Raw genomic sequence first — 12,727 nt, forward strand, 5'->3', positions numbered from 1 at the left:
CGTTCTTATCGTTTTACATAACAAATAAAAAAGGCGCTCAATAGAGCGCCTTTTAACTTCATTCGGTATTATTCACTTACAGTCTGTTCTGTTTGTGCTGCTGGTTGTTCAGCGAATACCTGGGTTGGCTTTGCAACTAAACTGCGGTTTTCTTGGTTTACGTCCGCAAGGACAATTTCCAATGTATCCCCAAGTTTGTATACGACCTCTTTATCGATAGAGATTGTACCGTTGTCGCCATTGCACTCAATTCTTTCTTTATTATCAAGAATTAGTGCACCAGGAATAAAGGCTGCTGCGCCATTTTCGAGAAGTCGGACACGTGCGCCTGCACGATTAATATCGAAAATCTCACCTGTGAAACAAGTTTTCTTGCTCGGCTCATCAGCAAGCGTGCGTGCATATAGCCAATCTGAGACATTTCGCTCAGCGATTTTATGATGTTTACGATGTAGAGCTAGCTCTTCGCCTACTTGGTCATCTGGTTTTTGTACGGGTTCTTTACCAAGGATGACGGCCTTCAACATACGGTGGTTGATCATATCACCGTATTTACGAATTGGTGATGTCCAAGTTGCATAGATGTCTAAACCCATTGCGTAATGAGGCAGAGGCTGATTACCCACCTCACTGTATGCTTGGAACTTACGAATGCGGTTATCTAGATAAGACGTTTCTTGAGCTGCCAACCAGCGGCGCAACGCAGCAAAGCCTTCTAGTGTAGCAATAGACTCCGCTGTGAACTCCAACTGGCCTTCTGGATTGACAAGTTGAACCACTTCTTCAATCTTCTCGTTCTTGATACCTGCATGCGTATTGAAGACACCTGTTTCAAATTTATCGCGTAATGTACGACCTGCACAGATGTTTGCGGTAATCATGGATTCTTCAACAAGGCGGTTTGCACTGCGGCGCATGTCTGCGTGGATAGCGATTACATCGTTATCTTCACTGAGCTCAAAACGGTAGTCAGGACGATCAGGGAAGACCACTGCGTTTTTCTCACGCCATTCAGCGCGAGCAAGAGAGAACTCATAAAGATCACGAACGATGGTCGCGATCTCTTCAGATGGCGTCCATGCTTCAGAGCTGCCGTTTTCTAACCAATCAGACACGTGATCGTATGCTAGGCGTGCATGTGATTTGATGTTTGCCGCGAAGAATTTAATATCGTCGCCAATCACACCATCTTTACTTACCGTTACGGTACAGCAAATAGCAGGGCGGGTTTCACCTTCAATCAGAGAACATAGGTTGTCCGCTAAATCACGAGGTAACATCGGGATGTTGCGGCCTGGAAGATAAATAGTATAGCCACGCTCACGCGCTACTTTATCCATTTCATCTTCAGGTGTGATGTAGGCGGTTGGGTCCGCAATAGCGATGGTGAGTTCGAAATCGCCAGATACGGTTTTCTTCGCGTACAGCGCATCGTCCATATCTTTAGTCGATTCACCGTCGATAGTGACGAATGGAACATGAGTCATGTCTACGCGTTCTAGCTCCGCGTCGTCTTTCAGTTCCCAGTTATCGATGCCTGCTGGCTCAGAGTTTGGTAGATCGTTTTGAGCAAGCGTTACCCACCAAGGCGCAATTTTATCATTCGCGTCAGTGATTTTTTCAGAAATTTCTACGAAGAAAGAATTATCGCCTTTTAGAGGATGGCGAATAAGATGTGCGACAACCCAATCACCTTCGGCGAACTCGTCAGGTTTTAGACCTTTCTTTAGTTTCGCTTTAAGAGATAGCTTTTTAAGCTGTGGGTGATCAGGTGCTACGTTAAGCTTACCTTTGAACATTTTTACTCGACCAATAAAGCGAGTCACGGCTTGTTCCAGCAGCTCTTGTGGCTCTGCAACTTCGCGTTCATTTTCGGTGCGGATAATGGCGACGACTTTGTCACCGTGCATGCACTTTTTCATGTACGCAGGCGGGATGAAGAAGCTAGTCTTACTGTCCACTTCCAAAAAGCCAAAGCCTTTATCTGTGGCTTTTATTGAGCCTTCTTTTTTAGGCAGGTTTTCTTGGATTTGCTGCTTAAGCTGAGCGAGTAGTGGGTTATCTTGAAACATCTTTTCTTAAATTACCTATGGAGTTGGGCACACTATAATCATTGCGAGCTATTATTACTACCTGTGGAGCGTAATTTCGCCGTGAATTTTGCCAATTTAACTACGAGAAATTGGCTTAAATATTGATGAAATTCTCATCTGTGAGCTACGCGAATCTACGGTGAATGGTAGGGCTGGTGGAAAAATATGCTAAAAATACCATTGTTGAGAATAAATTGTGATGTAATTCAATTTTTTCTGGATTTTTTTATGCTTTTAAGGAATAATCCGCCTCCCTTAGTCGTCCCTAATGGCTTATCGCGGTTGTGTACTGTGCTGTGTTCCCGTCTGAATGGAATCAGTATCTGGATGGATCAGTATCGAATTGGAAGAGCATATGGGACTGTTTTTTTGTTTAATTAAGTAGGATCCCAATGCAAGATTCTGTTATTCAATTCAGTGATTTATCTCTGAATGATTCTATCCTTTCTGCTCTAGACGGAATGGGTTTCGTGTCACCAACTCCAATTCAGGCTGCGGCAATCCCACACCTATTGGAAGGTGCTGACGCGCTGGGTAAAGCTCAAACAGGTACAGGTAAAACAGCAGCGTTCTCTCTGCCTCTTCTCAACAAACTCGATCTAAACCAACGCAAACCGCAAGCGATTGTACTTGCTCCGACTCGTGAGCTGGCAATTCAGGTTGCAGCGGAAATGAAAAACCTTGGTAAAAATATCAAAGGTTTGAAAGTTCTAGAGATTTACGGTGGCGCATCTATTGTCGACCAAATGCGTGCTCTTAAAAGTGGCGCTCATGTAGTTGTCGGTACTCCAGGCCGTGTTCAAGATCTTATCAATCGCGAACGTCTACACCTAGACGAAGTTAGTACTTTCGTTCTTGATGAAGCAGACGAAATGCTAAACATGGGTTTCGTAGATGACGTAACTGCGATCATGGAGCACGCTCCAGAGTCAGCACAACGCGTTCTGTTTTCTGCAACTATGCCTCCAATGCTGAAGAAGATCGTTGAACGTTTCCTTCGTGACCCTGTAACGGTTGACGTTGCTGGTAAAAACCACACTGTAGACAAAGTTCAACAACAGTTCTGGGTAGTGAAAGGTGTAGAGAAAGATGAAGCGATGTCTCGTCTTCTTGAAACTGAAGAAACTGACGCGTCAATCGTATTCGTACGTACTCGTCAAGATACTGAGCGTCTGGCTGACTGGCTATCTGCACGTGGCTTCAAAGCAGCTGCACTGCACGGTGACATTCCTCAGTCTCTACGTGAACGTACTGTTGATCACATCAAACAAGGTGTTATTGACATCCTAGTTGCAACTGATGTTGTAGCTCGTGGTCTTGACGTTCCACGTATTACGCACGTATTCAACTACGACATCCCATTTGATGTTGAGTCATACATCCACCGTATCGGTCGTACTGGCCGTGCTGGACGTAAGGGTAAAGCGATCCTTCTAGTTCGCACTAACCAAATTCGTATGCTTCGCACTATCGAGCGTGTAACTAAGTCATCTATGGAAGAAATCCAACTTCCTCTACGTGACCAAGTTGCTGAAGCTCGTCTAGCTAAGCTAGGCGCTGAGCTTGAAGCAGAGAAAGAGCACAAAGCACTAGACAAATTTGCTGAGTTGGTAGAGAAACTACAAACTTCTCTAGACATCGACCCTGCAACACTTGCTGCTATGCTTCTTAAGCGTCAGCAAGGCAAACGTCCTCTGTTCTATATTGGCGAAGACCCAATGGTTGAAGCAATTGAGCGTGACAAGCAACGTCGTAAAGAGCGCCGTGAAGGTGGTCGCGACGGCGGTCGTAACTTCAACAACCAAGACTGGGATACTTACCAGCTTCAAGTTGGTCGTGAGCAAGGCGTTCAAGTTAAAGACATCGTTGGCGCTCTAGCAAACGAACTAGGTCTAGGTAAAGGTTCTATCGGTGCGATCAAACTAGCTCAAGGTCACACATTCGTACAGCTACCTAAAGCAATGACTTCAGACGCGGCGAACAAGCTAAGCAAACTACGTATCCGTCAACAAGATGTTGGTGCTGTAGTATGTGACTTCGATGATTTCCGCGAGTCTCGTGGTGGTCGCCGTGACGGTGGTCGTCGCGATGGTGGTCGTCGTGATGGCGGTGGTTACCGTGGCAACCGCGAAGGCGGCAACCGTGGTGGTGATCGTCGTGAAGGCGGCCGTCGCGAAGGTGGCTTCCGTGGTAACCGTGACGGCAACCGCGATGGCAATCGTGAAGGTGGCGAACGTCGTTTCGATCGCAACCGTGGTGGTGATCACCGTGGTGCACATCGTGGTGAACGTGGTCACGGTCGTGGCCGTCGTACAGACGCATAATCACTAGTGATTAAAGCGACGGTTTAAGTCGCTACAAAAAGAATTGAAAGCCGAGCAAAGCGCTCGGCTTTTTTATGCGCGTCTAATACGGTTTTGCTTTTCATCGTGTTTGTTTACCCAACTTATTACTTCGTCTAAGGGCAGGGCAGGACAGAACAAGTAACCCTGAATGATGTCACAGCCTCGACTTCTCAAAAAATGCAGTGTGTCCATGTCTTGAACGCCTTCTGCTACGACCGAATACCCTAATCCATGTGCTAGCGCAATCGTGTTCTCAACGATAGAGCGGGAGCCTTCTGTGCGGCTTGCTGTGGAGAGAAATGAGCGGTCGATTTTAATTTGATCAACCGGAAGATCTCTTAACAGTGACAAAGATGAATACCCAGTGCCAAAATCATCCAAGCTGATCTTTATACCTAATCCTTTAATTTGATGAATTAAGGGGTTGAGCTCAACGACCCTATCGATCGCCATCGTTTCAGTGATCTCTAAACTTATTAGGTCAGCGAATTGCGGGTTTACTTTGAGCAAAGTTTCTAAGCGATTAAACAGCAAGTTAGATGAGAGATCTTTCGCTGATAAGTTTACGTGGACAGGAAGCTTAATGCCTTTCTCTATAAATGTTTGCAGATCCCTTTCTACTTGGTTAAGAACCCACATGGTAATGTTGTGCACCTGATTGCTACGCTCTGCGATAGGAATGAAGTCGTTGGGTGAGATCGTTTTACCATTTTCGTCATGCCAACGAATCACTGCTTCAAAACCGACAGCTAAGTTAGTGTGTGCATCAATCAACGGTTGGTAGTACAACTGAAACTCTTCTTTTTCAAGCGCACATTGAATACGAGAAGATATCTCAAGTTGGTACTTAGCCCCGACGTTCATATCCTCATTATAAAACGCACAAAGATTGCCATTACGCTTGGCGTGATACATAGCGATATCTGCGTGCTTGATCAAAAGATCATTGGTTAGGGCGTCATATGGGTAGGTGCTTATACCGAAAACAACGCGGCAGGAAACTTGAAACTCATCTAAATGAAAGCGTTCAGACATTGCAGAATCTAGTTCTTCTATGAGTTTTTTACCCGTTTCCTCGCATGCAGAAGAGGTCAGGATGACAAATTCATCACCACCAACGCGGAATATCTGGTCATTGCCTTTCAGTTTCCCCTGAAGGCGTTGACCAATTTGAATAAGTAACTGGTCTCCACAAAAGTGACCCATTGCATCGTTGACTTGTTTAAAATTAACCACGTCAAAAAGGATCACCGAGAATGGGTCTCTAGATTGTATTCTGCCTTCGATAGACTCAAAGCAGTATTTACGATTAGGGAGCCCAGTAAGAGCGTCATGGACAGCATTGCGCTTCTCTCTTTCAGCAACGGTATGAAGCTCTAATATCGAATCGTTGCTCCACTTAATCACCAGCACGACAAAGATACTGCCGCCAAAAAGTATAAGAGAAACCCCCGTTTCTAGGAGAGAAGCAATAGGTTTTTGCATGATGGCGTGCAAAAAAACGGCATAAGCAAAAATGAAACAGCTGATTAACAATAATAGGAAAGTCCACCCGGTTACGTCAGTTTTCGAGCAGATGTTTTTTGTCATCTGCCATCCCCAGCAGAGCAAAATCAAACCTAAGATCACTAATAGAAATGCAATAGTGGGCACATTATTACCCCGATTTATTGATTGGTTTGTTATTTTTGTTCACCCAATAAACAACGTAGCTTATATATCTGACTTTGTACAAATTGACCTATTCATAAATTATGTTTAACAAGTGATATTTTTTAGTCTTCAAATAAAATCAAAACTTGCTACAGATCAACAAAATTTGTTCAATCAAATCGCTTTTACTAAAAGATTGTTGAAAGATTAAAAAATTATTGAATAATAGAGGGGCAAACAAGAAGTACGCAGCGCACAAGCGCTATTACAACCTCTGCTCTACAACAGGATAACTATTTCATGTCTAATTCGTTTGTACTGGTGATCAACTCTGGTAGCTCTTCATTAAAATTTGCTGTTATTGATTCTGAAACCGGTGAAGCTTTGGTATCAGGTATTGGTGAGTGTTTTGGCCTACCTGAAGCTGAAATCAGTTGGAAATATCAGGGAGAAAAAACCGTTGAAGCAATTCCAGCTGGCGGTAACCATCATCAGTACGCTGTTGAGCGAGTGGTAAAACTACTCGAAACTCTAGGTTTGAGCTCAAAATTTGTCGCTGTAGGCCATCGCATTGTCGCAGGCGGTGAAACCTTTAAAGGAACTGTGAAAGTTGATGAAACAGTTATTCAAGAAGTAGAGCGCCTTGCTGAACTTGCACCACTTCATAACAAAGCGAACGCTGAAGGCATGAGAGCGGCAATGGCGGCGTTCCCTTCACTGCCTCAATTTGCTGTATTTGACACTGCTTTCCACCAAACAATGCCAGCCAAAGCCTTTATGTACGCACTTCCTTACGAGCTTTACGAAGAGCATAAAGTGCGTCGTTACGGTGCTCACGGCACAAGCCACTACTACGTAAGCCGTGAAGCAGCGAAAATGCTAGATAAGCCGGTTGAAGAAAGCAGCTTTATCACTGTGCACTTAGGTAACGGTGCATCAGTGAGTGCGGTTAAAAATGGCGAATGTGTTGATACAAGTATGGGTTTGACGCCGTTAGCTGGCCTAATGATGGGTACTCGCTGTGGTGACCTCGACCCAAGTGTTATCGAGTTCCTTTTCCGTAAAGGCTGGGAAAAAGACGAAGTGTTCGAGATGATGAACAAGAAGTCAGGTTTCTTAGGTGTATCTGGTGTGACAAGTGATGCTCGTGGCGTACTAGAAGCAATGGAAGCGGGGAATTCACGTGCGAAGTTGGCATTTGAGATCTTCACTTACCGCGTTGCGAAATACATTACATCCTACCTCGCGGCTCTGGATTCATTAGACGGCATCATCTTCACTGGTGGTATTGGTGAAAACTCACTACCAATTCGTCGTGAAATCTTGAAAAACCTAAAACTGTTAGGTTTTGTTGAAGATGAGAAAGGTAACGAAGATGCAAGATTTGGTAACGCAGGTGTTATTGCAGCATCTGAGTTGTTAGGTGCCAAAGCTCTTGTTATTCCTACTAACGAGGAATTTGTGATAGCTAAACAATCGGTTGAGCTATTGTAATATATAACGAAAACAGAAAGTTAAAAGCGAGCCTCGTGCTCGCTTTTTTATTTAAAGCAATTTGGTAATTACTCTTTGAGTTTCAGAGCTTCGCGCTTTTCGATTAAAAAATCCATCAAGACGCGGATTTTTTTCGGCATATGCTCTCGTGAAGGCATATATAAATAAAACCCTGGAAACTCTTTGCACCAAGGTGTCAGAACTCGGGTCAATTTTCCCTCATCTATGTGCTTTTCCACCCATAAATCAATATGCTTCACTAAACCCACACCCTGTATTGCAGCTTGTAACATACTATAGTCATCATTAAAAATAGCATTGCCTTTAGGCTCGAAAACGAGGGTGCGCTTTGCAACATCTGGAGAGGTTAGCGACCAATGATCAATTGTTCCGCTAGAGGTAAAACGATAAGCAAGGCAATTGTGACCTTCTAAATCCTCAGGAGTTTGAGGTAGTCCATTTTGCCTAAAGTATTCAGGAGAGCCCACTATTGCCGTTGTTAACGGCGGAGTAATAGGGATCGCAACCATATGTTCATCTAAGCTTAATCCTAAGCGAATGCCAGCGTCAACGCCCTCTGCGACGATGTTAGAAAACCCATCATCCATGATTAGCTCTAGGCGTATTTTAGGATAACGAGAGAGGAACTCACCTAGATAGGGCTCAATAAGCAGCCGAGCAGCGGTTCTTGATACACTGATACGGATTAATCCCGAAGGCTCAAGATGAGAGTCGTTCAATTCGTTAACGACCTGCTCAATGTTCACCAATGAAGGTTGCAAAATATCAAGCAGACGTTGGCCTTCTTCCGTCAGCGACATACTTCTGGTGGTTCGATTAATTAACCGAACTTGTAGCTGTTGTTCTAACGCTTTTAGGTGTTGTGATAAGGCAGCACGGGTTACTCCCATTTCTAAGGCTGCTTTAGTGAAACTGCGATGGCGAGCAATATGTGCAAACCACGTCAGTGATGAAATTAAAGAAGGTTCTATTCTCATTTGTTAAGTATAACTAAACAGTCATGTAGATAAAACGATATTTATCCGAAACAGTGTGTTGACTAATATTACCTCGAAGCTTAGGTCAGCCTGAGATGAACAGTTAACCTCTAATGGAGAATGTCGCTATGTCTAAAGTCACTTTCAAAAATCTCAATGGTCAAGGTATTGAGATTTCAGCGGTTATCAACTTCCCTACAGATTTTGATGCAAGTAAACAATATGCGGCGGTTGTTGTTTCACACCCAGGTGGTGGCGTAAAAGAGCAAACCGCAGGCCTATATGCGAGTAAACTTGCAAAAAGCGGCATAATTGCCATTGCGTTTGACCGTTCGTATCAAGGTGAAAGTACAGGTGAGCCTCGCCAAATGGAAAACCCTTACACGAGTACTGAAGACGTGAGCGCAGTCGTCGACTATCTGGCAACGTTAGAGTACGTCGATAACGATAAAATTGGCGCAATGGGGATTTGTGCTGGTGCGGGCTATAGTGCAAATGCAGCGATCAATGATCGTCGAATCAAAGCACTGGGTATGGTTAGTGCCGTAAACATTGGCCAAATGTTCCGTAATGGTTGGGATAATTCGGTTAACGATGCTGACGCTGTTGGTTACTTAGAATTTGGTTCGAATGCTCGCACAACCGACACGAATGGTACAGAATTCGCGACTATTCCTCTAGCTCCGATGCGTGAAGAAGATGCCTCAAATGCAGAGCTACGCGAAGCTTGGGAGTATTACCACACACCACGTTGTGAACATCCAAATGCGCCGGGTTTTGCTCTAACTCGTAACTTAAACCAGATCATTACTTACGATGCGTACCACAAAGCGGAAGCATTCCTAACTCAGCCAATTCTTGCTGTCGTTGGTAGTGACGCAGGCAGCAAATGGATGAGTGATGACCTGATAGAGCGTGCAGCGAGTTCAGATAAAACCTTGTATGCCATTGATGGTGCAAACCATATGTCGCTTTATGATGTTGCCGAATACGTCGATGACGCAGTATCCCAACTCGCATCTTTCTTCCAACGCACTCTTTAATATTCCCGATGAAAGGCTCAATTGCTTCGAGCCTTTCTGCTCTCAAGGCTTTTTACTCTTAAGGTATTGATTATGAATATGCAAAAAATTACTTTTAGAAATGCTGATATGGTTTGGGATATGTCTGCATTAATTTTATTCCCAAAAGGCTTCAATGAATCGAAACGCTACCCAACAATGATAAGTGTTCATCCTTTTGGTAGTTGTAAAGAACAAACATCCAGCGCTGTCTATGGTAAAGCCCTTGCTGAGTTAGGTTACGTCGTGATCGCATTTGACGCGAGCTTCCAAGGAGAATCGGGGGGATTGCCTCGCTACGTAGAAGACCCAAGTCAACGTGTTGAAGATATCAGTCGCGTTATCGACTATGCAGTAACTTTACCATATGTCGATGAGAATAGAATTGGTGGACTCGGTATCTGCGGCGGTGGTGGTTACATGATCAATTCAGCCCTAACCGAAAAGCGCTTGAAAGCTGTCGTAGGTATTACGCCTGTTAACTTAGGCCGCTTGTTCCGTGAAGGCTTTAGTATGTACGACCCTATCGCCAATCTTGAAGCTATGGCTGCACAGAGAACAGCCGAAGCTCGCGGCTCAGAGCTGAAAATCGATGAACTTCTTCCTCCAAATATTGAATTTGCAAAAGAAAATGGGTTAACAGAACGAGACGTGTTCGAAGCTACTGAATACTACAAAACATCACGTGGACAAACCGAAGGTGGTGCAACTCGTATGCTGTTTTCACATGCACAGAAAACACTGAGCTGGGATGCCTTTGCATTTGCCGAAATGTTATTGACTCAGCCTGTTATGGCCGTGGTAGGGCAAAAAGTCGGGGCGTTTGGTGCTTATCGTGATGGGCAGGAAATTTATGGCCGCTCTGTTCAATCAAAAGACCGACAGCTGGTTAATTTGGAAAACTGGTCTCACTATGAACTGTATGACCATCCAGAAGCAGTCGGCATTGCAATGGACAAGGTTTCTGCATTCCTTGAAACACACTTAAAATAATCTAATAAGTTAGAAGCGTTTTGTAGAGTTGCAAAGCGCTTATTTTTAACAGCGTAAGATGTAGTTCGAAGCGAGTAGGTCGGTAAATCTTCGTGCGAATAACCTCATCTACAGGCTATTGACTAAATACCACTGCCAAATACTGTTTAAGACAATGTACACTGAAACCTAATTAAAGGCGTTAGATAGGAATGAAGTTTAATTTATGCGCAAATCAGATAAGAAGGTCGAGAATCTAATTAGAGAAGTGTTGACCGAAGTTTGTGAAGATACGCTAAAAGGCTACGATGGCTTTCTTTGGGTGACTCATACCGTCAAATTCTCTTCTTTTCCACAAAGTTTAGAAATAGTCTGCGTATTCGAAACGAAGCAAGATCGAGCTAACTTTTTTGAAGGAGAGGGCCGCCAGCATGTTTCCACAACTATTCAAAAGGCATTTAATAAGGCAGGAGTGCAACTAAAGAACGTCAGTAAGCAAATCAGTTACGATACAAAACAAAAGTGTTAGTGCGGGCAGCAATTGAAGTGAGTTAGGGTTGTTTTAGGCATCCAAAGCTTCATTTTATGAGTTTTGATATAAAGCCTGAAGACTAAGCTTGGGCTTTCTCTGCCAAACTTATCTTTGCCCCAATCCTTGTTTAGAGTGCAGTGCGACTCATTTTACTGGATAGCTATTTGACCTACTAAAACTAATCGCTAAAAGGAAAAAGTAGCTTGATGCTTTGTGATCAGTTTGGGGGACTTGAAGTTCAAATATAGAAATCGGTAGTTTTGGTGTCGAGGGTACTATGTTGATGCGGTGGGCAAAAACACCAGCAAGATCCACGGCTACATTATGCACCAACCAGAGCTGGATAAAATGGGAGACCAGTTGTCGAACCCATATCTAGGTGGCCCGCTTAAGGGCCGCAAGCGATAGTCATATACAAATGTCAGATCACTGAGCGCCTGTTAGGGAGCGGCTAGCAAGAAAGCCTTGCAGGCGCATATGAAAAACCACCTGCTATGCCGGTGGTTTTTTTTGAGCGTCGGAAAATCCAATCACGCAGATTTTCTTTTGATAAGCGCCCCTTTTATCGACATATTGATGGGTTGTTTGTCTGGGGAACGAATTCTTTCTAGAAGATCTGACACGGTGACTTCACAAAGCTGATTTATGGGCTGCTCGATGGTAGTGAGACTGTATGGAAACCATTTGGCGGCCTCGATATCATCAAACCCAGTCACTGCAATATCGTCGGGGATGTTGAGTTCAGTGTGCTCCTTGATTGCATTAATTACACCAATCGCCACTTCGTCATTCCCGCACATCACAACGTCTGGTCTTTTGTCGGAATTTTCGAGTAGAGATAACAGGCTGTGGTAACCTGAATCTACAGAAAAGTCATCATACAATACGCCTATGTTCTCAAGCTCTAGTTCTTCGATACGTGAGAGATAACCTTCGACTCGGCTGATCGTTGTTGATGCATTTTTATTACCTGCAATACATGCAAATCGTTTGTGTCCTTTTGAATCTAGGTAAGTGATCAGGTCTTTTGTGGATTGATAATTATCAGTGCAAACAGAGCTGGCATAGACATTAGGTACTGAACGATTAATGAAACTAAACTCGATGCCGCGATTAGCATATTGATTAATGAGTTTTGCATCTACCGTAGCACTGGCCATAATGACACCGTCTACTTGGTATTGATCTATCAGAGGTAGAATGTCGTCAACATTTTTATCGTCTTGGCTAAAAAGAACAACACGTTGGTTTTCTGCTTGCAAGAGTTCAAGCAACTTCTGTAGTACTTTGGCGTAAAAGTAAGGGTTCTTGGATACTGGCTGAACTATAGCAATGCAGTTTGAATGACTTGAAATTAACGCTCTGGCCATCGCATTTGGTACATAGTTAAGTTGTTTGGCAGCCTCGAGTATTTTTTCTTTATTAGCCTTTGATATTTGGCTCCCTGGTGTAAAAGCTCGGGATACCGATGCCTGAGAGACTCCTGCTAGCTTTGCGACATCCTTGGAGTTAGCTTTTCTGTTTCTTTCCATCATCGATTTTCTATTTTTCAATTAGCTCCACGATAGTATAAGCGTTG

At 43.9% G+C, this 12,727-nt stretch carries 9 protein-coding genes and 1 pseudogene; 6 read left to right on the top strand and 4 right to left on the bottom strand.

Annotated elements, in window-relative coordinates; translation table 11 throughout:
• Positions 1–68: 68 nt before the first annotated feature.
• Positions 69–2,072, bottom strand: coding sequence for an exoribonuclease II (rnb, locus tag R7Q48_RS15840; protein ID WP_318132374.1), 2,004 nt, complete (start codon positions 2,070–2,072; stop codon positions 69–71).
• A 413-nt stretch (positions 2,073–2,485) separates the two neighbouring features.
• Between rnb and R7Q48_RS15845 the strand changes: the two genes are divergently transcribed.
• Positions 2,486–4,417, top strand: a complete 1,932-nt coding sequence (locus tag R7Q48_RS15845; protein WP_005375680.1) for a DEAD/DEAH box helicase — start codon at positions 2,486–2,488, stop codon at positions 4,415–4,417.
• Between the two features lie 72 nt (positions 4,418–4,489).
• On the opposite strand, the gene R7Q48_RS15850 is transcribed toward R7Q48_RS15845, so the two are convergent.
• A complete protein-coding gene (locus R7Q48_RS15850; protein ID WP_195723046.1) occupies positions 4,490–6,028 on the bottom strand; it encodes a putative bifunctional diguanylate cyclase/phosphodiesterase in 1,539 nt (512 codons plus the stop codon).
• A 363-nt stretch (positions 6,029–6,391) separates the two neighbouring features.
• Here R7Q48_RS15850 and R7Q48_RS15855 point away from each other — a divergent pair, with 363 nt between their 5' ends.
• Positions 6,392–7,585: an acetate/propionate family kinase gene (locus R7Q48_RS15855; protein WP_053350660.1), complete on the top strand. Its 1,194-nt coding sequence runs from the start codon at positions 6,392–6,394 to the stop codon at positions 7,583–7,585.
• A gap of 68 nt (positions 7,586–7,653) precedes the next feature.
• Here R7Q48_RS15855 and R7Q48_RS15860 read toward each other — a convergent pair whose 3' ends face one another.
• Positions 7,654–8,583, bottom strand: a complete 930-nt coding sequence (locus R7Q48_RS15860; RefSeq protein WP_130545540.1) for a LysR family transcriptional regulator — start codon at positions 8,581–8,583, stop codon at positions 7,654–7,656.
• A gap of 128 nt (positions 8,584–8,711) precedes the next feature.
• Between R7Q48_RS15860 and R7Q48_RS15865 the strand changes: the two genes are divergently transcribed.
• The 4 genes and pseudogenes from R7Q48_RS15865 to R7Q48_RS15880 all read left to right on the top strand — a co-directional run.
• Positions 8,712–9,626, top strand: coding sequence for an alpha/beta hydrolase (locus tag R7Q48_RS15865; RefSeq protein ID WP_256902636.1), 915 nt, complete (start codon positions 8,712–8,714; stop codon positions 9,624–9,626).
• A gap of 72 nt (positions 9,627–9,698) precedes the next feature.
• The gene (locus R7Q48_RS15870; protein ID WP_042521901.1) at positions 9,699–10,637 is read left to right on the top strand and encodes an alpha/beta hydrolase; all 939 of its coding nucleotides are present in this window, start codon (positions 9,699–9,701) and stop codon (positions 10,635–10,637) included.
• Positions 10,638–10,842: 205 nt separating this feature from the next.
• Positions 10,843–11,145 carry a hypothetical protein gene (locus R7Q48_RS15875; protein ID WP_054574367.1) on the top strand — a complete coding sequence of 101 codons (303 nt, stop codon included), beginning with the start codon at positions 10,843–10,845 and terminating at the stop codon, positions 11,143–11,145.
• 188 nt (positions 11,146–11,333) lie between these two features.
• Positions 11,334–11,556: pseudogene (locus R7Q48_RS15880) on the top strand (transposase); the annotation flags it as partial.
• A 122-nt stretch (positions 11,557–11,678) separates the two neighbouring features.
• On the opposite strand, the gene R7Q48_RS15885 reads toward R7Q48_RS15880, so the two are convergent.
• The gene (locus R7Q48_RS15885) at positions 11,679–12,701 is read right to left on the bottom strand and encodes a LacI family DNA-binding transcriptional regulator (RefSeq protein ID WP_130545542.1); all 1,023 of its coding nucleotides are present in this window, start codon (positions 12,699–12,701) and stop codon (positions 11,679–11,681) included.
• Between the last annotated feature and the right edge of the window lie 26 nt (positions 12,702–12,727).

Source organism: Vibrio sp. 378, assembly GCF_033339435.1.

Excerpts from the sequence above, each read along its gene's own strand:
- R7Q48_RS15850 (WP_195723046.1), bottom strand. The coding sequence starts at position 6,028 with ATGACAAAAAACATCTGCTCGAAAACTGACGTAACCGGGTGGACTTTC.
- R7Q48_RS15855 (WP_053350660.1), top strand. The coding sequence starts at position 6,392 with ATGTCTAATTCGTTTGTACTGGTGATCAACTCTGGTAGCTCTTCATTA.
- R7Q48_RS15860 (WP_130545540.1), bottom strand. The coding sequence starts at position 8,583 with ATGAGAATAGAACCTTCTTTAATTTCATCACTGACGTGGTTTGCACAT.
- R7Q48_RS15875 (WP_054574367.1), top strand. The coding sequence starts at position 10,843 with ATGCGCAAATCAGATAAGAAGGTCGAGAATCTAATTAGAGAAGTGTTG.
- R7Q48_RS15865 (WP_256902636.1), top strand. The coding sequence starts at position 8,712 with ATGTCTAAAGTCACTTTCAAAAATCTCAATGGTCAAGGTATTGAGATT.
- R7Q48_RS15870 (WP_042521901.1), top strand. The coding sequence starts at position 9,699 with ATGAATATGCAAAAAATTACTTTTAGAAATGCTGATATGGTTTGGGAT.
- rnb (WP_318132374.1), bottom strand. The coding sequence starts at position 2,072 with ATGTTTCAAGATAACCCACTACTCGCTCAGCTTAAGCAGCAAATCCAA.
- R7Q48_RS15845 (WP_005375680.1), top strand. The coding sequence starts at position 2,486 with ATGCAAGATTCTGTTATTCAATTCAGTGATTTATCTCTGAATGATTCT.